The sequence below is a fragment of the Rhodococcus sp. UNC23MFCrub1.1 genome (genome assembly GCF_000686025.1).
Classification (GTDB): Bacteria; Actinomycetota; Actinomycetes; order Mycobacteriales; family Mycobacteriaceae; genus Rhodococcoides.
The window spans coordinates 199,244-221,256 of sequence record NZ_JMLQ01000003.1 but is presented as its reverse complement, the minus strand read 5'-3'; the positions used below and the strand labels follow the sequence as shown (position 1 = coordinate 221,256).

General features: G+C 67.6%; 21 protein-coding genes. 10 read left to right on the top strand and 11 right to left on the bottom strand.

The genetic code is table 11. The features are described from left to right. Nucleotides 1-41: 41 nt before the first annotated feature. Nucleotides 42-695, bottom strand: coding sequence for an MBL fold metallo-hydrolase (locus BR07_RS0108980; protein WP_027505162.1), 654 nt, complete (start codon nucleotides 693-695; stop codon nucleotides 42-44). Then, a complete protein-coding gene (locus BR07_RS0108975) occupies nucleotides 692-1,777 on the bottom strand; it encodes an S-(hydroxymethyl)mycothiol dehydrogenase (RefSeq protein ID WP_027505161.1) in 1,086 nt (361 codons plus the stop codon). The genes BR07_RS0108980 and BR07_RS0108975 overlap by 4 nt, the downstream gene beginning before the upstream one ends. Nucleotides 1,778-1,930: 153 nt before the next feature. Between BR07_RS0108975 and sthA the strand changes: the two genes are divergently transcribed. From sthA to BR07_RS0108950, 5 genes are all read left to right on the top strand, one after another. Beyond that, nucleotides 1,931-3,346, top strand: coding sequence for a Si-specific NAD(P)(+) transhydrogenase (gene sthA, locus BR07_RS0108970; protein ID WP_027505160.1), 1,416 nt, complete (start codon nucleotides 1,931-1,933; stop codon nucleotides 3,344-3,346). Between the two features lie 149 nt (nucleotides 3,347-3,495). Then, entirely contained in the window at nucleotides 3,496-4,464 is a 969-nt protein-coding gene (locus BR07_RS0108965; RefSeq protein WP_027505159.1) for a proteasome assembly chaperone family protein, read from the top strand. A 109-nt stretch (nucleotides 4,465-4,573) separates the two neighbouring features. After that, nucleotides 4,574-5,611, top strand: a complete 1,038-nt coding sequence (locus tag BR07_RS0108960; RefSeq protein ID WP_027505158.1) for an alpha/beta fold hydrolase — start codon at nucleotides 4,574-4,576, stop codon at nucleotides 5,609-5,611. Nucleotides 5,612-5,620: 9 nt separating this feature from the next. Continuing rightward, the gene (locus tag BR07_RS0108955) at nucleotides 5,621-8,119 is read left to right on the top strand and encodes a DEAD/DEAH box helicase (protein WP_027505157.1); all 2,499 of its coding nucleotides are present in this window, start codon (nucleotides 5,621-5,623) and stop codon (nucleotides 8,117-8,119) included. 10 nt (nucleotides 8,120-8,129) lie between these two features. Further along, nucleotides 8,130-8,810, top strand: a complete 681-nt coding sequence (locus BR07_RS0108950; RefSeq protein ID WP_027505156.1) for a PhzF family phenazine biosynthesis protein — start codon at nucleotides 8,130-8,132, stop codon at nucleotides 8,808-8,810. Here BR07_RS0108950 and BR07_RS0108945 read toward each other — a convergent pair. After that, nucleotides 8,807-9,499, bottom strand: coding sequence for a hypothetical protein (locus BR07_RS0108945; protein ID WP_027505155.1), 693 nt, complete (start codon nucleotides 9,497-9,499; stop codon nucleotides 8,807-8,809). The two genes, BR07_RS0108950 and BR07_RS0108945, sit on opposite strands and share 4 nt — an antisense overlap. A gap of 37 nt (nucleotides 9,500-9,536) precedes the next feature. Between BR07_RS0108945 and BR07_RS23920 the strand changes: the two genes are divergently transcribed. Further along, nucleotides 9,537-9,728 carry a hypothetical protein gene (locus tag BR07_RS23920; protein WP_037185345.1) on the top strand — a complete coding sequence of 64 codons (192 nt, stop codon included), beginning with the start codon at nucleotides 9,537-9,539 and terminating at the stop codon, nucleotides 9,726-9,728. A 17-nt stretch (nucleotides 9,729-9,745) separates the two neighbouring features. Here the strand turns inward: BR07_RS23920 and BR07_RS23915 are convergent, their stop codons facing one another. Together BR07_RS23915 and BR07_RS0108930 are read right to left on the bottom strand one after the other, a co-directional pair. Further along, nucleotides 9,746-10,597, bottom strand: coding sequence for an SDR family NAD(P)-dependent oxidoreductase (locus tag BR07_RS23915; protein WP_037185343.1), 852 nt, complete (start codon nucleotides 10,595-10,597; stop codon nucleotides 9,746-9,748). Continuing rightward, a complete protein-coding gene (locus tag BR07_RS0108930; protein ID WP_027505154.1) occupies nucleotides 10,594-11,175 on the bottom strand; it encodes a dihydrofolate reductase family protein in 582 nt (193 codons plus the stop codon). The genes BR07_RS23915 and BR07_RS0108930 overlap by 4 nt, the downstream gene beginning before the upstream one ends. Nucleotides 11,176-11,457: 282 nt before the next feature. Here BR07_RS0108930 and zapE point away from each other — a divergent pair, with 282 nt between their 5' ends. Beyond that, nucleotides 11,458-12,453, top strand: a complete 996-nt coding sequence (gene zapE, locus BR07_RS23910) for a cell division protein ZapE (protein ID WP_081821178.1) — start codon at nucleotides 11,458-11,460, stop codon at nucleotides 12,451-12,453. A 74-nt stretch (nucleotides 12,454-12,527) separates the two neighbouring features. Here the strand turns inward: zapE and BR07_RS0108920 are convergent, their stop codons facing one another. Genes BR07_RS0108920 through BR07_RS0108905 form a run of 4 tightly spaced genes read right to left on the bottom strand, consistent with a single transcriptional unit; the run spans nucleotide 12,528 to nucleotide 15,109 of the window. After that, the gene (locus BR07_RS0108920) at nucleotides 12,528-12,869 is read right to left on the bottom strand and encodes a hypothetical protein (protein ID WP_027505153.1); all 342 of its coding nucleotides are present in this window, start codon (nucleotides 12,867-12,869) and stop codon (nucleotides 12,528-12,530) included. Between the two features lie 5 nt (nucleotides 12,870-12,874). Continuing rightward, nucleotides 12,875-14,080, bottom strand: coding sequence for an aminotransferase family protein (locus tag BR07_RS0108915; RefSeq protein ID WP_051613264.1), 1,206 nt, complete (start codon nucleotides 14,078-14,080; stop codon nucleotides 12,875-12,877). A gap of 57 nt (nucleotides 14,081-14,137) precedes the next feature. Next, the gene (locus BR07_RS0108910) at nucleotides 14,138-14,794 is read right to left on the bottom strand and encodes a Pr6Pr family membrane protein (RefSeq protein ID WP_037185340.1); all 657 of its coding nucleotides are present in this window, start codon (nucleotides 14,792-14,794) and stop codon (nucleotides 14,138-14,140) included. A gap of 48 nt (nucleotides 14,795-14,842) precedes the next feature. After that, nucleotides 14,843-15,109, bottom strand: a complete 267-nt coding sequence (locus BR07_RS0108905; protein ID WP_027505150.1) for a helix-turn-helix domain-containing protein — start codon at nucleotides 15,107-15,109, stop codon at nucleotides 14,843-14,845. A gap of 79 nt (nucleotides 15,110-15,188) precedes the next feature. On the opposite strand from BR07_RS0108905, the gene map reads away from it, so the two are divergent. Next, on the top strand, nucleotides 15,189-15,956 hold the full coding sequence (gene map / locus BR07_RS0108900; RefSeq protein WP_027505149.1) for a type I methionyl aminopeptidase: 768 nt from the start codon (nucleotides 15,189-15,191) through the stop codon (nucleotides 15,954-15,956). Nucleotides 15,957-15,976: 20 nt separating this feature from the next. Beyond that, nucleotides 15,977-19,903 carry an ATP-dependent RNA helicase HrpA gene (hrpA, locus tag BR07_RS0108895; RefSeq protein WP_027505148.1) on the top strand — a complete coding sequence of 1,309 codons (3,927 nt, stop codon included), beginning with the start codon at nucleotides 15,977-15,979 and terminating at the stop codon, nucleotides 19,901-19,903. A 1-nt stretch (nucleotide 19,904) separates the two neighbouring features. Here the strand turns inward: hrpA and nrdR are convergent, their stop codons facing one another. Both nrdR and BR07_RS26215 read right to left on the bottom strand, forming a co-directional pair. Next, a complete protein-coding gene (gene nrdR / locus BR07_RS0108890; protein WP_027505147.1) occupies nucleotides 19,905-20,402 on the bottom strand; it encodes a transcriptional regulator NrdR in 498 nt (165 codons plus the stop codon). 112 nt (nucleotides 20,403-20,514) lie between these two features. Next, the gene (locus BR07_RS26215; RefSeq protein ID WP_027505146.1) at nucleotides 20,515-20,931 is read right to left on the bottom strand and encodes a hypothetical protein; all 417 of its coding nucleotides are present in this window, start codon (nucleotides 20,929-20,931) and stop codon (nucleotides 20,515-20,517) included. A 263-nt stretch (nucleotides 20,932-21,194) separates the two neighbouring features. On the opposite strand from BR07_RS26215, the gene lexA reads away from it, so the two are divergent. Beyond that, entirely contained in the window at nucleotides 21,195-21,977 is a 783-nt protein-coding gene (gene lexA / locus BR07_RS0108880; protein WP_027505145.1) for a transcriptional repressor LexA, read from the top strand. The last annotated feature ends 36 nt before the right edge of the window (nucleotides 21,978-22,013 follow it).

Here is a 22,013-nt window from a genome sequence, read left to right as displayed (position 1 = left end):
GCCACACCGAGGGGTGTCCGGTTCGTTACCCGGCACTCGGCTCAGGATCCGCGTGCGATCCATTCCTCGAGATGGGGCGATTCGTCGCCGATGGACGTCCCGTCCCCGTGGCCGGTGTTGACCACCGTCTCCGGTGACAGGGCGAACAGTCGTTCCCGGATGCTGCCGATGATCGTCGGGAAGTCCGAGTAGGACCGCCCGGTGGCACCGGGCCCGCCGGAGAACAACGTGTCGCCGCTGAAGAGCTGACCGGCCTCGGGGAGGTACAGGCAACTCGATCCCGGTGAGTGACCCGGCGTGTGCAGGACCTCGATCTCGGTGCCGGCGACCGAGATCCGGTCCCCGTCCGCCAGATCACGGTGAGCCAGTCCCGGGTGCGTCTGTTCCCAGAGCACGTCGTCTGCCGGGTGCAGCAGGATCGGTGCGTCGAGCCGCTCCGCGAGCTCGGGCGCGACCGTCACGTGGTCGTTGTGTCCGTGGGTGCACACCACGGCGACGACCTTCCGGCCACCGACGGCGTCGACGATCGGGCCGGCGTCGTGTGCGGCATCGATCACCACGACCTCGGAGTCGTCGCCGACGATCCAGATGTTGTTGTCGACGTCCCAGGATCCGCCGTCGAGCTCGAACGTGCCCGAGGTGACGACCTTCTCGACACGGAAGCCCCCGACCCGGGAGCCGGAAGGCGTGGTCACAGAACCACCACCGAGCGCAGGACCTGACCCTTGGCCATGGTGTCGAACGCCGCCTCGACGTCGTCCAGCGCGATGCGCTCGGTCACGAACTTCTCCAGCGGCAGACGACCCTGCTGGTACAGGTCGACCAGCATCGGGAAGTCGCGCTCGGGAAGGCAGTCGCCGTACCAGGAGGACTTGAGTGAACCGCCGCGACTGAAGAAGTCGATCAACGGCATCTCGAGCGTCATGTCCGGCGTCGGGACACCGACCAGGACGACGGTGCCGGCCAGGTCGCGGGCGTAGAAGGCCTGCTTCCACGTCTCGGGACGTCCGACGGCGTCGATGACCACGTCGGCACCGAAGCCGCCCGTCAACTCCTGGATGGCCTCGACAGCGTCCACGTCGGAGGCGTCGACGGTGTGCGTGGCACCCAGGCCCGTCGCCCACTCGAGCTTGCCCTTGTCGCGGTCCACCGCGATGATCGTGCCCGCTCCTGCCAGCCGGGCACCGGCGATGGCGGCGTCGCCGACACCACCGCAGCCGATCACCGCGACCGAGTCGCCGCGACCGACGTTGCCGGTGTTCATCGCCGCACCGAGGCCTGCCATGACGCCGCAGCCGAGCAGTCCGACGACGGCGGGGTCGGCGGAGGGATCGACCTTGGTGCACTGGCCCTCGTGCACGAGGGTCTTGTCGGCGAAGGCGCCGATGCCCAGTGCGGGCGAGAGTTCCGTGCCGTCCTCGAGTGTCATCTTCTGCGAGGCGTTGTGCGTGTCGAAGCAGTACCAGGGCTCACCGCGCTTGCAGGCACGACACTGACCGCACACCGCGCGCCAGTTGAGCACCACGAAGTCGCCGACCTCGACGTGGGTGACCGCGTCGCCGACCGTCTCCACGATGCCGGCCGCCTCATGGCCGAGCAGGAACGGGAACTCGTCGTTGATGCCACCCTCGCGGTAGTGCAGGTCGGTGTGGCAGACGCCGCAGGCCTGCACCCGCACGACCACGTCGTTGGAGCCCGGATCGGGAATGACGATCGTCTCGAGGGACACCGGAGCACCCTTGCTCCGAGCGACGACGCCGCGGACCTGCTGTGGCATTTCTTGCCTCCATCTGTCGGTACTGCCGGGTGCTGCGAACCTGACCGTCACCCTAACGATGCACAGGTGCGAACTGCTGCATCGGAGAGGTGTTCACCCAGTCGTGACACGCACGGCACACCGGATTCTCCTGACGGGACTACTTGTTGGGGCATGTCGGACCAACTCGAATACGACCTGGTAGTCATCGGTTCCGGACCGGGAGGGCAGAAGGCCGCGATCGCGGCGGCGAAACTGGGCAAGCGCGTCGCCATCATCGAGAAGGGCAGCATGCTCGGCGGCGTGTGCGTCAACACGGGCACCATCCCGTCGAAGACGCTGCGCGAGGCGGTTCTCTATCTGACAGGCCTCAATCAACGCGAGCTCTACGGAGCGAGCTATCGCGTCAAGGCGAACATCACGCCGTCGGATCTGCTGGCCCGGACGTCCCACGTGATCGGCAAGGAGGTCGAGGTCGTCCGATCGCAATTACTGCGCAACCGAATAGAGATGATCACCGGCGAGGGCCGGTTCCTCGACGCGCACACCATCGCGGTGGACGACCGCAGCCGCGGCGAGCGCATCACGGTCGGTGCGCGGAACGTCGTGATCGCCACCGGGACGGCGCCCGCCCGTCCCGACGACGTCGAGTTCGACAACTACCGAGTGCTGGACTCCGACGGCATTCTGGATCTGCAGTTCATCCCGTCGTCGATGGTGGTGGTCGGAGCCGGCGTCATCGGGATCGAGTACGCATCCATGTTCGCGGCGCTCGGATGCAAGGTGACCGTGGTCGAGAAGCGCGACACCATGCTCGACTTCTGTGACCGTGAGATCGTCGAGTCGCTGCAGTTCCACCTGCGCGACCTCGCGGTCACGTTCCGCTTCGGCGAGGCGGTCACGGCCGTCGACGTGGGTCCGTCGGGAACGGTCACCACGCTGGCGAGCGGGAAGAAGATCCCGGCCGAGACGGTGATGTACTCGGCCGGACGTCAGGGCATGACCGACGGGCTGGATCTGGAGAAGGCCGGACTCGAGGCGGACGCCCGAGGACGGATCGACGTCGACGACGACTTTCAGACCAAGGTGGACACGATCTACGCGGTCGGTGATGTCATCGGATTCCCCGCGTTGGCCGCGACGTCGATGGATCAGGGCCGACTGGCCGCGTATCACGCCTTCGGCGAGCCGGGGAACAAGCTCACCGACCTTCAGCCCATCGGCATCTACTCCATCCCGGAGGTGTCCTACGTCGGCGCGACCGAGGTGGAACTGACGAAGAACTCCGTTCCCTACGAGGTGGGCGTGTCCCGCTACCGCGAACTCGCGCGCGGACAGATCGCGGGAGACTCCCACGGGATGCTGAAACTGATCGTGTCCACCGTCGACCGTCGGGTTCTCGGCGTGCACATCTTCGGTTCCGGCGCGACCGACCTCGTGCACATCGGCCAGGCGGTCATGGGGTGCGGGGGCACGGTCGACTATCTGGTCGACGCCGTCTTCAACTATCCGACCATGTCCGAGGCGTACAAGGTCGCGGCGCTGGACGTCGCCAACAAAATTCGGGCTCTGGAGGCTTTCACGCGCTGACCGGCGACGGCGGGGAATGTCGGGGTCCCCGCCGTCGTTGGGAGGAGAAACGGGTGAAGCCCGGTCGCGCAGGGTCGCTGTGGGAAAATGGGGTAACCGCACAGTGGTGCCCCGGCAGGACACGCACGGCGACGAGGAAGGACACCGGCATGGACGAGAAGTCGAGAATGTACGAGCTGGAGTTTCCAGCGCCCCGAGTGTCGTCCGAGGACGGCGTGGGTCCGGTGCTGGTCCACGGCCTCGAGGGGTTCTCCGACGCAGGTCACGCGGTCAAGCTGGCCACCACGCATCTGCGTGAGACCCTGGAGACCGAACTGGTGGCGTCCTTCGACGTCGACGAGTTGCTCGACTACCGCTCACGTCGCCCCATGATGACGTTCTCCGCCGACCACTTCTCCGACTACGACGAGCCGCACCTCAATCTCTACGCGGTGCAGGACGCCGTGGGCACCCCGTTCCTGCTGCTGGCAGGTCTCGAACCCGACCTGAAGTGGGAGAAGTTCACCACCGCGGTGCGTCTGCTGTCGGAGCAGCTCGGAGTACGCCGCACCATCGGCCTCAACTCCATTCCCATGGCGGTGCCGCACACCCGGCCGCTGGGCGTCACCGCCCACTCCAGCGACACCGACCTGGTGGGCGAGCACCACAAGTGGTCGGGTGAGCTGCAGGTGCCGGCCAGCGCCTCGTCCCTGCTCGAGTACCGCATGGCTCAGCACGGCCACGAATCGATGGGCTTCTCGGTGCACGTGCCGCACTACCTGGCACAGACGGCGTACCCGAGCGCGGCGGAGACGCTGCTCGAACTGGTAGCCGAATCGTCGAAGCTGACCATTCCGTTGAACGCACTGACGGAATCTGCGGCACGGGTGCGCGAGCAGGTCGACCAGCACGTCGAGGGCAACCCGGAGGTCCAGTCCGTGGTCCAGGCACTCGAGCGTCAGTACGACACCTTCGTCACGGCGCAGGAGCAGCAGTCGACGCTCCTCGCCGCGGACGAGGAACTGCCCAGCGGCGACGAACTGGGTGCCGAGTTCGAGAAGTTCCTCGCGGAGCAGACCGAGTTCGTCGAGGACGAGCCGTCGCCCGAGGGTTCCGAGGACGGAACAGACCGCTCCTGACGTCACGAGTTCTTACCCAGCCGTAACCCGACGGCTGTGTGAACGGTGACGATCCCGGTTTACGCTCGGTCGGCGACACACACGGTGCCGCCGATCGAGAGGGGCCGGGATGTCCGACACACGCCGCCGCGCCCTGCGTCCGGTTCCCGACGCGGAACCGCGGCTGCACTTCCGCACGGTGCACGGTTATCGACGTGCCTTCCGGATGGCGGGAGACGGACCGGTACTGCTGCTGATCCACGGCATCGGTGACAGCTCCGAGACCTGGCTCGACGTGCTCCCCCATCTCGCGTCGAAGTACACCGTCATCGCGCCGGACCTGCTCGGCCACGGACTGAGCGACAAGCCTCGTGCCGACTACTCGGTGGCCGCATACGCGAACGGCATCCGCGATCTGCTCGTCACCCTCAACATCGACGCGGTGTCCGTGGTGGGCCACTCGCTCGGCGGCGGTGTGGCCATGCAGTTCGCCTACCAGTATCCGGACATGGTCGAGCGCCTCGTCCTCGTCTCGGCGGGCGGTGTCACCAAAGACGTCCACCCGGCGCTGCGACTCATGTCCACGCCCATCGTCAACGAGGCGTTCAAGTTGCTGCGCCTGCCCGGCGCCATGCGCATGCTGCGCATGGCGGGCGCTGCGATCGACCAGTTGGACGGCACTCCTCTGCACCCCGGGGCCGTCCTGCACGACACACCCGATCTGGTCCGCGTTCTCGGCAACCTCCTCGACTCCACCGCCTACGACGCCTACCTGCGCACGCTGCGGGCCGTCGTCGACTGGCGCGGGCAGGTGGTCACCATGCTCGACCGGTGTTACCTGACCGAGAACCTGCCCGTGCAACTCATCTGGGGTGATCAGGACACGGTCATCCCCATCGCCCACGCGACGCTCGCGCACGCCGCGATGCCCGGCTCCCGCCTCGACGTCTTCGCCGGCGCCGGCCACTTCCCGTACCGCGACGATCCGATGCGCTTCCTCGAGGTCCTGGAGAACTTCCTCGGGACGACGATGCCGCTGAAGTTCGACGAACAGCGATGGCGGCAGATGCTCGTCTCCGGTGTCGGCGAGGACGCCATCACCGGCAGTGCGACGACGAGGCAGGCGGTCCTGGGTGCCATGGGGTCGGACGAGAGGTCGGCTACGTAACCTGTAGTGATGCTGCTGACCGAGATGGTTCCTGACTCCGCGTCGGCCGACGATCTGTACGACGCGTTCACCACCTGGGTCTCCGACCGTGGACTCGAGCTGTATCCGCTGCAAGACGAGGCCGTCATCGAGTTGGTCTCCGGCAACAACGTCGTGCTCGCCACCCCCACCGGGTCGGGAAAGTCGATGGTGGCCATCGCCGCTCACTTCGCCGCGTACGCGGCCGGCATCCGATCGTTCTACACGGCGCCGATCAAGGCGCTCGTCAGCGAGAAGTTCTTCGCACTGTGCGAGATCTTCGGTGCGGACAAGGTCGGCATGGTCACGGGCGACGCCTCGGTCAATGCGTCGGCACCCATCATCTGTGCGACAGCGGAGATCGTCGCCAACATGGCACTGCGGGAGGGGCCGGACTCGTCCATCGGCCAGGTGATCATGGACGAGTTCCACTACTATTCCGAGCCCGATCGCGGCTGGGCGTGGCAGGTGCCGCTCATCGAACTCCCCCATGCCCAGTTTCTGCTGATGTCCGCCACTCTCGGCGACGTCTCCTTCTTCCGCGACGACCTGACCCGCCGGACCGGACGGGTCACCACCGTCGTCGAGGGCTCCGAACGCCCTGTGCCGCTGATGTTCTCCTACCGACTCACACCCGTCGTCGAGACCATCGAGGAACTCGTCTCCACGCACCTCGCACCCGTCTACGTCGTGCACTTCACGCAGGCCTCCGCACTCGAACGGGCTCAGGCGCTCACCTCGATCACCGTCGCCTCCAAGGAGACCCGTGCGGCCATCGCCGAGGCCATCGGTGGCTTCCGGTTCACCACCGGATTCGGTAAGACGTTGTCCCGTTTGGTCCGTCACGGCATCGGCGTGCACCACGCGGGCATGCTGCCGCGCTACCGGCGGCTCGTCGAGAAGCTGGCGCAGGAGGGTCTGCTCGCCGTGATCTGCGGAACGGACACTCTCGGCGTCGGGATCAACGTGCCCATCCGCACCGTGCTGCTCACCGGACTGACGAAGTACGACGGTGTTCGCACGCGCCAGTTGCGCGCCCGCGAGTTCCATCAGATCGCCGGTCGCGCAGGCAGAGCCGGGTACGACACCCTCGGCACCGTCATGGTGCAGGCACCCGAACACGAGGTCGAGAACGCCCGACTCGTCGCCAAGGCGGGCGACGATCCCAAGAAGCTGAAGCGTATTCAGCGCAAGAAAGCACCCGACGGTTTCGTCTCCTGGGGCAAGCCCAGTTTCGAGCGACTCGTGGCGGCGAGCCCGGAGCCGCTGACCTCGAAGTTCTCGGTGAACAACTCGATGCTGCTGAACGTCATCGCCCGCCCGGGCAGTTGTTTCGACGCGATGCGGCATCTGCTCGAGGACAACCACGAGACCAGGGCGAACCAACGGCGACACATTCTCCAGGCGGTGCGGTTGTACCGGGGTCTACGCGACGCCGGCATCGTCGAACAGCTTCCCGAGCCGGACGAGGACGGGCGCACCGCACGGCTCACCGTCGACCTGCAGCGCGATTTCGCTCTCAATCAGCCGCTGTCGCCGTTCGCCCTCGCGTCGTTCGAGCTGCTCGACCAGGAGTCGCCGTCCTACGCGCTCGACGTGGTGTCCGTCATCGAGGCCACCCTGGACGACCCCCGCCAGATCCTGATGGCCCAACAACACGCGGCGCGCGGCGAGGCAGTGGCGCAGATGAAGGCGGACGGTCTCGAGTACGAGGAGCGTATGGAGCTGCTCGAGGAGGTCACGTGGCCCAAGCCGCTGGCCGATCTTCTGGGCCCCGCCTTCGAGATCTACCGCGGTGGGCACCCCTGGCTGTCCGAGTTCGGTCTCTCCCCCAAGTCCGTGGTGCGCGACATGATCGAGAAGTCGATGACGTTCACGGAGCTGATCTCGCACTACGGTCTCTCCCGCTCGGAGGGGTCCGTCCTGCGGTACCTCGCCGACGCGTATCGCGCTCTGCGACAGACGGTTCCACCGGAGGCGCGCACCGAGGACGTCCAGGACATCACCGAATGGCTCGGCGAGACCGTGCGCCAGGTCGACTCCAGCCTTCTCGACGAGTGGGAGAACCTCACCGATCCGACGTTCGAGGAGGACGGCACACCCGTCGTCGCGTACGGAGCCGACACACCGAAACCCATCTCCGCGAACCCCCGAGCGTTCCGGATCATGGTGCGCAACGCCCTGTTCCGACGCGTCGAGCTGGCGTCCCGTGGGCGCTGGGACCTCCTCGAGGAGCTGGGCGACGAGGTCGACTGGCAGGACGAGCTCGAGCCCTACTTCGAGGAGTACGGCGAGATCGGCATGACGCCCGCCGCCCGCGGACCGCACCTGTTCTCGTTCGTCCAGACGCGTGAGGAGACCACTGCGCGTCAGGTTCTCGACGATCCGGACGGCGACCACGGCTGGTCGCTGGACGCGACGGTGGACGTCGAGGAGTCCGACGCCCTTGCCGAGATCGTGTTCGACGACATCACCGTCACCGCAGGCTGAGAGGAAGACCATGTCATTCGACGTCCATGTCGTGCGGGTGTTCACCGACGACCAGGGTCGATGGGGCAACCCCCTCGGCATCGTCGACGCTGCGTCCGTTGCCCCGTCCGATCGCCAGTCCGTGGCGCACGAGTTGCAGTACAGCGAGACGGTGTTCGTCGATGTTCCCACCGGCCCTGTCGACTCCACCGCTCTCCGCATCCACACGCCCGCGGTCGAACTGCCGTTCGCGGGGCACCCCACCGTGGGCACGGCAGCATGGCTGGCCGACCGCGGCACGCCCGTGGAGACGTTGCTCGTCCCCGCGGGCGAGGTTGCCGTCCGAGTCGCCGACGGCGTCACCTACGTCCGTGCACGGCCCGAATGGGCACCACACTTCGAGTTCCGTCAGGTCCGGGGCGCCGACGAGGTTCTGGCCGTGGACCCCGCCGAGTTCACCACGGGCCACCACTACGTCTGGGCATGGGTGGACGAGGAGCGCAGGGCGATCAGGTCACGCATGTTCGCCCCCGACATGGGCGTCCCGGAGGACGAAGCAACGGGCGCGGCCGCCGTCCGGGTCACCGAACTGCTCGGGCGCGATCTGAGCATCGTGCAGGGCCGCGGGTCGGTGCTGTCGACCACGCTGTCCGACGACGGGTGGGTGGAGCTCGGCGGGCGGGTGGTGGTGGACGAGTCGCGCACTCTCTAGTCCAGCACGACCGCGATCTCACGCCCCAGCTCGACGCCCTCCGCCAAGGGAAGGTGATCGCCGCTCCAGAACCGGCCGGGGTCGTACCAGTTCGCGCGGCGCCGCGGTGGCTTCAGGCCCACCTTGTCGAAAGGTTTCAGCGGCGTCGGTGACTCTCGTGGATCGAGCAGGCCCATCGCCTCGTACGTCAGGGCCACCACCTCCGCGCAGTAGGCGGTCTCGAGTCGACGGTCGTCCTTGGCCGACACCGCAGGGAGCCGCCCCGCGAACCATCTACCCGCCAGCTTCGCGGTGGTCGGGAATGCGGTGCCGTCGAGTCGCGCGATGGTCCGCATCAGCTCGTCTTCTTGTTCACGCGTGATCGGCGACTGCAGTTGCCGGAACCAGCATTTCTGGTCGTAGCGCTCGCCCCAGTGAGTGACGGCGTCGCGTAGGTCGTGCAGCTGCACGCCGCGCTGATGGCGCCCGGTCCACATGTCGGGCAGTGACTGGCCCAACTCGGCATGCCACATCAAGGGCGGCAGGTCGTCGAGGACCACGGCCATGCCCACGTGATTCACCGGGCTGTTCGTCAGCGTCTGGATCGCTCGATCCGCCGCCGACCGGCCGCGGAAGATCCAGAGATCGCCTGTCCGCGTGGTCTCCACGGCGGTGGCGAGGTTGACTGAGGACACTCCGTCGACGCTCATCGACGACGAGCCTAGTTCGTGGCGCTAGCCTTCATGAATGGCTGCACGATCCCGAAAGATCTCCGTGCGCGGTCTGCTGAAGGTCGCAGGTCTCGCCGGCGCCGTCGGCGTGGCAGCGTCCGGCGTCCTCGTCGCCCGCAACGAGCGTCAGCGTCGTCAGTACGAACCGGACGAGGTGCGCGAGCGGTTGCACCAGCGGCTGGCCGTGGCCACGTCCACGAAGCGCTAGCGTTCGATCGTCACCTCCTAACCGCTCGTAGTGGTGATCGAGCGAGCGAGCGCAGTCGCCGGAAATCGCTCGTCGCGCCGGTAGTCCCGCAGTCGGCGCGCGAGCGCCTCGGCAACCTGTCCGGGCGCGTCATCGCCCACCAGCAGTCGCAGCCTGTCGTCGCCCGGGCTGCGGACATGGTCGACGATCACGGCCGCAGCATCCGCAGGCGCCGTTCCGCCGCCCGTCCCCTCCCTCGGCCACGGCACGTCGGGGGTGCCGAACACCGTGGTCCGCAGATCGTCGTAGTCGGGAGACGGAGCGCTGAATCGCATGCTTCTTGTGCCCCACTGGGTGTCGACCGCGCCGAGCTCCGCGATGCTCACGCGAATCCCGAAATCCTTCACCTCAGCTGCCATCGCCTCACTGAAGGCTTCGAGCGCCCACTTCGACGCGGCGTACAGACCCAGGGTGGGCATCGTGCCGACGGCTCCGACGGTCGATATCTGCACGATGTGGCCGGACCGCCGAGGCCGCATGACCTCGACAGCCGCTTGACTGAGCCAGAGCGCACCGAAGAAGTTCGTGTCGACGATGTCGCGGGCCTCCTGCTCCGTCGTCTCCTCGATGGCGCCCACCGCCCCGTGACCCGCGTTGTCGACCAATACGTCGAGGCGGCCGAACTTCTCGACGACGGACGAGACGACCGCCCGCGCCGCGCCGCGATCGCGCACGTCCAGGTGATCGACGACGAGTCGCTCGTGAGCGGGAAGGTCTGCCTCGCCCCTCACGGTCGCGATCACGTTGTCCCCCACGTCGAGCACGCGGTCCACGAGCGCGCGACCGAGCCCTCGACTCGCACCGGTGATCAGCCACACCCGGCCGCTCATGATCCGACCCCCGCTCGACGGGTGTACTCGGCGATGACGACTCCGGAGTCGAACGCCCGCAGTCGGGTGCGCTCGAACGGCCGGTCAGCGTATCGGGCACCGGCGAACAGGCGCACACCGTCTCCGAGAACAACCGGGTTGATCTTCAGGACGAGTCGGTCGATCCGGTCGACGAGGTCACCCGCCAGCGCTCCCCCACCCGCCAGCCAGATTCCGGCGCCGTCTTCCTCACGGAGCTCGCGGACGGTGGCGACGGGGTCCGCGGTAACCGTCACGTCCGGCGACACCGTCTGCCGGTGCCGAGAAGCCACGAACTGCCGCAGGTGCGGATAGGGGCTGACGATCCCCACGTCCAGGGCCGCGGTGTACGTCGTCCAGCCCATGATCACCGTGTCGAAAACCGTTGCTTCCGAGTGGATCCCGATCGCATCCTGCACGTGTCCGGGAAGCGTGTCCGCGAACTCGTCCACGAGCACGTCCATATGGTCGCCCTCGTCGAGGAACGCGCTCCAGGTGCCGTCGGGAGCCGCGATGAATCCGTCGAGACTCGTGGCGACGTAGTAGGTCAGTTCTCGCATGGGCGAACCCCTCTCGGTCGACTCTTGCACGGTAGGTGCTCGACCAGCGACCGCGCGACCCCATTTTCGTGGTGGGTGCAATCGGGCGCGCCTGACGCCACATGATTGCGACACATTCTGCGGATCGGTGGACATCGTGGCGATCGTGTGGCAGAAAGCGCACGCAGGGGTGGGTAGCCGCCGATGCCGAGGTTCGATGCCCGGATGGCTGTCATGACACGGCGGTGACCGCGTGGCAGAGGACACGTACCGCGCGCGGCCCGGGTTTCGTACCGTCGAACGATGTGGCGACGACGCGTGCGCGGGCCTCTCGTACCCGAGGGAACGCTGGCCGCAGCAGCGGCGACGCGAGGGCTTGTTCTCGACGCGTCTCAGCTCGAGGCCGCAACCCGTCTCGAAACCATGGCCGGCCAGGGGATCTACCTCTGGGGTCCGCCCGGTCGGGGCAAGAGCTGGCTGATGGACACCTTCCTCGCGGAGGCACGCACCAGCCGGACGACGAGGACACACTGTCACCGCTTCTTCACCGACCTGCACGCCGAGCTGAACCTGCGCGCTCACGACCTCGACGCCGCGCTCGATCACATGCTCGGTGATGCGGACCTGGTGTGCTTCGACGAGTTCCACGTCCATGACCCGGCGGACGGCATCTTCGTCGACCGACTGGTCGACGCGTTGTTCCGGCGGCCCGTCAGAGTGATCCTGACGTCGAACTACCCTCCGCAACGGCTGCTTCCGAACCCTCTGTTTCACAGCATGTTCGAGCCCACCATCCACCGCATCGAGCAGGCACTGGCGATCGTGCACGTCGACGGCCCGATCGACTATCGCACCCTGGACCTCGACACACCGCGCAGCGGGTTCGCCGCGGGACGGTGGATGACCGGGGACCGATTCTCCGATCGGCGAGAACCAGGTGACGGAGACGCGGCCTCACTCTCGATCGGGGTACGTACGGTCGTCGCTCGAGCTGTGCGTCCGGACCTGGTGTGGTTCACGTTCGACGCTCTGTGCGCGCGACCCACCGCACCGTCCGACTTCCTCGAGCTCGCGGACCGATTTCCTCGGTGGGTCATCAGCGAGGTACCGGGACCCGACCGCCTCGGACGAGACGCCGCCCATCGGTTCGGCAGCCTCGTCGACGTGCTCTACGACGCGTCGATACGTACGGATTTTCTCGCGGACGTTCCACTCGGACAGTTCCTCCGGAGCCGGCATCTTCCGGTCGATGCCGAACGTATGGCGAGCCGCCTGAGCCAGTTGCAGACGACCCCGTGAGCAGCCGTCCCGCGGATCGAATCGGTTCCCGCTGATGCTGCAGCATCCACCACTCCCGATGACGTCCGTGGGAACTACGGCGACTCCACCAACTCCGGCCCCGCGGGGAAGTCCAGCATGTATTCCTCGCCCACGTCCCCCACAGCATCGGACGCGGCGGTCGTCAGGACGATGCGGTGGTCGTCCAGAGATCGGATGCGCACTGTGCGCCCCTCGAACCGGAACCTGTTCATGAGGAACCGGAGGCCGCGGCGCTCCAACGCTTCTTCCGCATCGGGCCACTCCGACACCGCCGACAGGGGTCGACCCAGTCGATCGATGGGGATCAGATTCGGAGTCGCCGTCTGCATGTCGATCCACCCGATCACCTCGCCGTCCTCGCGGGCGTGCGGGATCCAGTGATCGGGAACTGCCACGACGCTCAGCTCACCGTGGCGTCCAGCGCCCGCGCGGTGGCGGAGGCCATCTGTTCGACCTGCTCGTCGGTCATGACGAACGCCGGCGAGAACTGGATCGCGCCGTTGCCGGCCGCTCGCGCGGAGACACCTTCGCGGCGCAGAGTCTTGACGAACGGCATCGCGTAGGACGGATCGGCGAACTGCACCGCGGCGACGACACCCATCCCACTGCGGACCTCGCTGACCAGGTCGTGCGAGGCCAGGGGCGAGAGATGCCGGTGCAGCGTGGCTTCGAGGCGCGACGCGTGCGTCAGCAGGCCCTCGTTCTCGATGATGTCGAGGTTGGCCATGGCCGCGGCAGCGGCGCCGGCGTGACCGCCGTACGTGTAGCCGTGGCGCCACCAGGCGCCGCCCTCGTAGAACGGCTCGGCGACGCGCGGGGCGACGAAGACCGCACCCATCGGCACGTAGCCCGACGTCAGACCCTTCGCGGTGCACATCATGTCGGGCTCGAGGCCCAGCTTCGACGACGCGAACCACGCTCCGCCGATACGACCGAATCCGGTCACCACCTCGTCGGCCACGAACAGGATGTCGTGGTCGCGGCAGATCTGACGCACCTCGTGCAGGTAGCCCTCGGGCGGCAGGTAGACCCCGCCGGCACCGATGATCGGCTCGGCGAAGAACGCGGCGATGGTGTCCGCGCCCTCCTTCTCGATCAGTTCGAGCAGCGCCTTGCCCTCGTCCCACGCGACCGTCCGCGCGTCCGTCATCAGCTCGCCGTAGTTCTCCCGGTTCAGCGGGAGTCCGGACAGTGCGGTGCCGGCGACGTGCATGCCGTGGTACGCCTTCTGGCGGCCGACGACGACGGTCTTGCCGGGCTTGCCCATCTGGTGCCAGTAACGCCGGGCCAGCTTGGCAGCGGTGTCGATCGAGTCGGAGCCGCCCGAGGTGAAGAAGATCTTGCTGCCCGCGACGGGCGCGATCGCTGCGAGGCGGTCGGCGAGTTCCAGCGTCACCTCGGGAACGACGTCGCCGAACGTCGAGTAGTGCGCGAGCGTGGACAGCTGCCGCGCCACGGCGTCCGCGATGGCGGTGCGGCCGTGACCCACGTTCGTGAACCACAGACCCGCGGTGCCGTCGAGATACTCGGTGCCGGCCGTGTCCCAGATGCGCGCGCCCTCACCTCGGGCGACGACGAATCGGCCGCCGGACTCGACGGTGTGCATGTCGGCGAAGCCGTGCCAGAACGCGGAGGACGTGTGCTGGGGAGTGGTCACGAGAGGTCAGCCTAGGCCACTCGTGGCGTGCTTCCGCGACCGGCGGGACGCCGCCAGTTCGCCCACTCTGTCGACCGCCAGGGCGATGAGCAGGAACGCCACGACCAGGACGGCGAGCCCGATCGCGAAGGGGCCGTACCCCCGCTCCCGCGGGTCCAGGAACGGATACGGGTACCACTCGACGATGGGCCCGCGGATCAGGCTGTAGACCCCGTAGACCACGGGAAAGACCGACCACAGTACCGGCCCGCTCTCCGCGCTGCGACGACGTGGTGGCGCCAGGATCCAGTCGAGAACGATGAGGACGGGCACGATGCGGTGCAGCACCGAGTTGGTCCACGCGTCCTGGATCTGCACGTCGACGTTCGACAGCAACACCGCGTACACGATTCCGGTGATCACCATGTAGGTCGTGGCCGCCCCGCGAAGCCTGTCGAAGATCTCGGAGCGGGGATCGACGACCCCGCCGACCACGAAGACCACGACGGCCAGCACGTTGCTCAGCACGGTGAAGTAGCTGAAGAAGTTGGCGAGCGAGAATCCGGCGACGTCCGCGGACCGGACGGGGATCCAGATCAGGGCGGCCAGCCCGAGCAGCGCGGCGACGACTCGGAGAACGCGCAGCGCGACAGGGGTGGCGACGCGATCGTCCGGCGGAGTCATGGAGCGATCCTCACACGAGCGCGGTCCTCGGCGCCGAGCAACGAAGCACTAGATCGCGACGCGATGCTCCCTGTCGCCCTGCCATGCGTCCACCGCGTCGGAGACCGGCAGTCCCAGTGCCGCACAGATCTGCAGCACGGTCCCGAAGCTGGGGCTCGCGATCCGACCCACCTCGATCTTGCGGAGCGTCTCGGGTGAGATCCGGGCGTCACGGGCGACGATCTCGGGGTCTCGTCCCGCTCGTGCGGCGCGCAGGACGGCGCCGAGGCGACGACCGGCCTCGACCTGCTCGGGACTCAGAGGAATGCGGACCACGAGGTCAGCATAGCGGTATTCCTGTACCGGTCTGCTACCGTTCGTTGGTATTGAAATACCGACAGGAAGCGATGGACGGATGATCGAGCTCAAGGGCCCTGCTGAGATCGACAAGATGGCGGTGACCGGCGCGTTCGTGGCCGAGACACTGACGACGCTGTCGGAGCAGGCGCAGCCCGGCGTGAACCTGATGGATCTCGAGCATCACTGCCGCGACCTCGTCGCCACCCGCGGCGCGGTGTCCTGCTACTGGGACTACGCCCCCGAGTTCGGCAGCGGGCCGTTCCGCAACGTCATCTGCCTGTCGGTCAACGACCGTGTACTGCACGGCCTCCCGTTCGACCACACGCTCGCCGCTGGGGACGTCCTGAGCCTGGACTTCGCTGTCTCCATCGACGGATGGGTCGCCGACTCGGCGCTGACCGTCGTCGTCGGCGACAACCCTGATCCCGCGGACGTCGAACTGATCGAGAGCACCCGGCGCGCACTGGATGCCGGCATCGCCGCGGCCGTCGTCGGTGGGCGACTCGGGGACATCTCGGCGGCGATCGAGAACGTCGCCCGGGAGACCGGAAAGCAGGTCAACACCGATTTCGGTGGTCACGGCCTGGGCCGGACGATGCACGAGGACCCGCACGTGGCCAACGCCGGCCGTGCGGGATCGGGATTGACACTCCGGGCCGGCATGACACTCGCGTTGGAACCCTGGTGGTCCCGCGGGACGGCGAAGCTCGTCATGGACCCGGACGGATGGACCCTCCGGTCGGCCGACGGATCCATGACCGCCCATTCCGAGCACACCATCGCGATCACGGACGACGGGCCACGCATCCTGACACCGCGGTGACGGATAAACTGGCGTGAGCCATGTCGACATCTGCTCCCCCGTCCTCCGGACCCACCCGCCGCGACCTCACGGCACGCCTGTCCGACCTCACCTTCCGTGACGCGCACAGGCTGCGCCGTCGGCTCGACCGCAGCCGCAAGCCCGCCGAACTCGAATCGATCGCTGCCGACATCGGCCGCGCCGAAGCCACGATCGCGGCTCGTCGAGCCTCCGTTCCCACGATCACGTACCCCGAGGCACTGCCGGTGTCCGCCCGCAAGGACGACATCGCAGCCGCCATCGCGGAGAACCAGGTCGTCATCGTCGCGGGCGAGACCGGCTCGGGCAAGACGACACAGATTCCGAAGATCTGCCTCGAGCTCGGTCGCGGCGTCCAGGGCGTCATCGGACACACACAGCCCCGGCGACTGGCCGCCAGGACGGTCGCGGAACGTATCGCCGACGAACTCGGGCAGGAGATCGGCGACGCCGTCGGTTACACGGTGCGCTTCACCGACCACTCCAGCGACAACACCCTCGTCAAGCTGATGACGGACGGCATCCTGCTCGCCGAGATCCAGCGGGATCGGCTGCTGCGTCGGTACGACACGATCATCATCGACGAGGCGCACGAGCGCAGCCTCAACATCGACTTCATCCTGGGATATCTCGCCCGGTTGCTCCCCCAGCGTCCCGATCTGAAGGTCATCGTCACCTCGGCCACCATCGACCCTGGCCGCTTCGCGCACCACTTCGCGGTGAACGGGGTCGATGCGCCGATCGTCGAGGTGTCGGGCCGGACGTTCCCCGTCGAGGTCCGGTATCGGCCGCTCACGGTCGAGAACGGCGAGCAGACCATCGAACTCGACCCGGTCGACGCCACGTGCGACGCCGTCGAGGAACTGCTCACCGAACCCGAGGGCGACGTGCTGGTGTTCCTGTCGGGCGAGCGCGAGATCCGCGACACTGCGGACGCGTTGAAGGATCGCCGACTGCGGAACGTCGAGATTCTTCCGCTCTACGCCCGGCTGTCGGCAGCCGAGCAGCACCGCGTCTTCACCGGCCACACCGGTCGACGAGTCGTGTTGTCCACCAACGTCGCCGAGACGTCGCTCACCGTGCCCGGCATCCGGTACGTCGTCGACCCCGGAACCGCGCGCATCTCGCGGTACTCGCTGCGCACCAAGGTGCAGCGTCTGCCGATCGAACCCATCTCGCAGGCGTCGGCCCGCCAGCGTGCCGGCCGGTGCGGTCGCGTCGCGGACGGCATCTGCATCCGGCTGTACTCGGAGGAGGACTTCGAGGCCCGCCCCGAGTACACGGATCCCGAGATCCTGCGCACGAACCTCGCATCGGTGATCCTGCAGATGGCCTCGCTGGGACTGGGCCGCATCGACGCGTTCCCGTTCGTCGAGGCACCGGACCCGCGCAGCATCCGTGACGGCCTGGGCCTGCTCGACGAACTCGGGGCGCTCGAGTCGCAGGGCGAGGACGGGCCCGTGCTCACCTCGCTCGGCAAGGAGCTCGCCGGCCTCCCGGTCGACCCGCGCATGGCGCGCATGCTGGTCGAGGCCAACCGCAACGGATGCCTGCGGGAAGTTCTCGTCATCGTCTCGGCGCTCTCGATCCAGGACGTGCGCGAGCGGCCCGCGGAGCATCAGCAGGCCGCCGACGAGATGCACAAGCGTTTCGTGGTGGAGGGTTCGGACTTTCTCGCACTGTGGCAACTGTGGACGTATCTGGGAGACCAGCGCCGAGAGCTGTCCTCCAACCAGTTCCGACGCATGTGCCGATCGGAATTCCTGCATTACCTGCGCATCCGCGAATGGCAGGACCTGCACGGTCAGCTGCGCCAGATCACGCGCGGCCTGGGCTGGACCATGCCTGACGCGGGCGACTCCTCGGAGCCGAACCATGCCGTGATCCACCAGGCACTGCTGCCGGGCCTGTTGTCGCACATCGGTCTTCGTGAGGGCGACAAGAAGGATTTCCTCGGAGCACGTGGGTCGACCTTCGCCGTCTTCCCCGGTTCGAGCCTGTTCCGCAAGCCGCCGCGCTGGATCATGGCGGCCGAACTCGTGGAGACCAGCAGACTCTGGGCCCGGATGGGTGCGCGCATCGAACCCGAATGGGCCGAGAAGCTGGCCCCGCACCTGATCAAACGCCAGTACTCGGAGCCGCACTGGTCGACGAAGCGCGAAGTGGCGATGGCCTACGAACGTGTCACGCTGTACGGCATTCCTCTCGCCGCCCGCCGGCCCGTCACCTTCAGCGGTATCGATGCCGAGGTGTCTCGCGACCTGTTCATCCGCCACGCTCTCGTACAGGGCGAGTGGCGGACGCACCACCGCTTCTTCCACGCGAACCAGGAGATGCGCAGCGACGCCGAGGAACTGGAGTCGCGCGCCCGCCGACGCGACATCGTCGTCGACGACGACACCCTCTTCGCCTTCTACGACGAGCGTGTACCTGCGACCGTGGTGTCGGCCCGTCACTTCGACCGGTGGTGGAAGAAGGCATCCCGCACGACGCCGGACCTGCTCGACTTCGACCGCGCCACCGTCGTCAACCCGGACGCCGCCGCGGTCGTCGAGGGCGACTACCCCGACGCCTGGCGTCAGGGCGAGGCGCAGTTCCCCCTGACCTACCAGTTCCAGCCGGGCAAGGAGGACGACGGCGTCACCATCACCATTCCCATCGCCCTCCTCCCCCGCGTCGCCGACGTCGGATTCGATTGGCTCGTCCCCGGCATGCGCGTCGAGTTGGTGACGGCCCTGATCAAGACTCTTCCGAAGGAGTTGCGCCGCAACGTCGTCCCAGCGCCCGACCACGCGGTGGCCGCCGTGGCGGCGATGCGACCGAGGACGGAACCACTACTGGTCGCACTGTCGCGTGAACTCACCCGCATGGGCGCCGTGCCGATCGCACCGTCGGATTTCGACCCGTCCGCGCTGCCCCGCCACCTGAAGATGACGTTCGTGGTGGTCGACGATCGCGGCCGTCGACTGGACAAGGACACGTCCCTCTCCGCCTTGCGCACCCGACTCGGTGCCGCCGCGGCCGCTGCGGTCGGCGTCGCCGCCAAGGACTCGGAGAAGGCCCCGGTGACACGGTGGACGTCCGAGACCATCGGCACACTCGAGCCCACCGTCACCCGAACGGTCAACTCGCAGAAGGTGACCGGGTATCCCGCCCTGGTTCCCGAGAAGGGCGGGGTCGCCGTTCGTGTCCTGGGCACCGCCGCCGAGCAGCGAGCAGCGATGCGCGAGGGCACCCGACGCCTCCTGCTCGACGCCATCCCATTGTCGACGAAGAACCTGCTCACCGGACGCTCCCCGGCTCAGCGGCTCGCGCTGGGGCAGAATCCGCACGGAAGCATCGAGGCGTTCGTCGAGGACTGCCGCACCCTCGCGGCCGACGAGCTCATGATGAAGCACGGCGGCCCGGTGTCCACGCCCGAGGCGTATGCGGTGCTGGAGAAGGCGGTCCGGGGCGAGCTTGTCGGCCGGACGGCCGCGGTGCTCCGGGTGGCGGAACCATCTCTCGGTGCCGCGACGAGGGTCCGCCTCGCACTCGACGACGCGACGGGTGATGCCGCGGACGACGTGCGCCAGCAGCTGGACGGGCTGATCTTCCCCGGATACGTCTTCGAGACCGGCGAAGCGCACCTGCCACATCTTCCGCGCTACCTCGAGGCGGCCGAGCGCCGACTTCGCGCATTCCCGTCCAGCGCTCGCCGCGACGCGGCGGGGATGGACGTGCTGGACCGCGTCTATGCGGACTACGACGCCCTGCTCGGGTCGGTACCGGACTCGGTGGGCCGCAGCGATGCCGTGCGGGAGATCGCCTGGATGATCGAGGAGCTGAGGGTCAACCTGTTCGCTCAGACCCTGGGAACGCTGTACCCGGTGAGCGAGAAGCGGGTGCGCAAGGCCATCGACGACGTCCGACGTGCGGTGCGGCGCTGACTCACCGCTGAGCGGCGGGCTCCGCGTCCTGGGCGGGGGCGGCATCGTGCTCGGCGCGGTGGCGACGAAGGTCCTCGATCTCGCGCTCGAAGTCGTCCGCACTGCTGAACGAGCGGTAGACGGAGGCGAATCGGAGGTAGGCCACCTCGTCGAGATCGCGCAGTGGCCCGAGGATGGCGAGCCCTACCTCGTTGCTGGGGATCTCGGCCGACCCGGAAGCCCGCACCGTGTCCTCGACCTGCTGGGCGAGGAGGACGAGCGCGTCGTTGTCGACCTGGCGGCCCTGGCAGGCCCGACGGACTCCCTTGACCACCTTCTCGCGACTGAACGGCTCACTCACGCCACTGCGTTTCACGACGGAGAGCACTGCTGTCTCCACCGTGGTGAAGCGTCGACCGCACTCGGGGCAGGAACGACGCCGCCGGATCGCCTGGCCCTCTTCCGCTTCACGCGAATCGACGACGCGCGAGTCGGGGTGACGGCAGAACGGGCAGTGCATCGGACAGAGACCCCTCGATGGCTCGGGCATTTCCCGAGCGCCACGGCGGCTCTCGGTGTGTCCAGCGTACCGGGACGGCCTTCCGCTGCCCCGGGGGCGTGTCCGGCCGGTGTCATCGTCCGGAGACGACGCCCATCTCCACCTGCTCCGAGATGGACGGCTGTGCCGGAACGTCGGCGGAGCGCATGTTCGCCAACCCCACCAGCCCCAGAACGGACACTGCTGTGATCAGCGCCACAGCGATGGGCGTCGCGAATCCGTGTCCCCGACGAGTGCGGTGTTCGACCTGCGAGACACCGTTCGAGCGGCGACGGTAGTCGACAGTGCCGCCGTCGGGGCGGCGGGAGTCGCGCGGAGCGGGGCTGCGGCGGACCGTGGTGCGCTCACGCACGTCGGTCGTCGTGGACCCGGCCGCGCGGTCGGCCACACCCCAGTAGGAATCGTCGTCGCAGGTCCAGCGCGTGCGGACGGGTGCATGCATGTCGATGGAACGTGCGGTGCCGACAGTCAGCAGGTCACTTCGAGTCATTGCAACCACTCCTCGTGGATAGCCGGTGGCCGTCCGCGTCGCCGATGCACCGAGGTGTTCGAACAACACATTCGCCCACGCGTTCGAATGAACGCATGTTCGATGTATAGCAGTCCGGTCCGACAAAGTGCATCGAACACGCGACACGCTTCGAACAGGTGTTTGATCCGAGTCCCGTTTCGGTTTAGGTTCGACACACGCACAACGGACGTGACACCAGCACCACCTGCCCCACGTCCACTGCTACCGATGGAGGTATCTCGATGAAGGACGACAGCTCATCCGGCACGGTCGGCGGGCGCGCGTCAGCGACCGGCTCGGCCACGACCGCCGACACCGAGTCCGGTCTCACCGAACGTCAGCGGCGAGTGCTCGAGGTGATCCGTGCGTCGGTCGTCGAGCGCGGCTATCCGCCGAGCATCCGGGAGATCGGTGACGCCGTCGGATTGACGTCCACCTCGTCGGTCGCGCATCAACTGCGCACCCTCGAACGCAAGGGGTTCCTGCGCCGTGACCCCAACCGTCCCCGCGCCGTCGATGTGCGTCTGCCCGGCGAGAACGGGCGCCCCGAAGAGGTCTCTGCCGTCGCGCAGGACGATCTCGTCGCCGCGGACACCACGAATCACCTCGACAGCGCGGACACACCGTCGTCGGACGACGATCGCCTGCCCGCACCGACCTTCGTCCCCGTCCTGGGACGTATCGCCGCGGGTGGTCCGATTCTCGCGGAGCAGGCCGTCGAGGACGTGTTCCCGCTTCCGCGCGAGCTCGTCGGGTCCGGCTCGCTGTTCCTTCTCCGCGTCGTCGGTGAGTCGATGATCGACGCCGCCATCTGCGACGGTGACTGGGTGGTCGTGCGTCAGCAGAACGTGGCCGACAACGGGGACATCGTCGCCGCCATGATCGACGGAGAGGCCACCGTCAAGACGTTCAAGCGGACTGGTGGGGACGTTTGGCTGCTCCCCCACAACGACCTGTTCGAGCCCATTCCCGGGAACGACGCCGTGGTGCTGGGCAAGGTCGTCACCGTGATGCGCAAGCTCTGATTCCGGACACACGAACGCCGGCGCTGGATGTCCAGC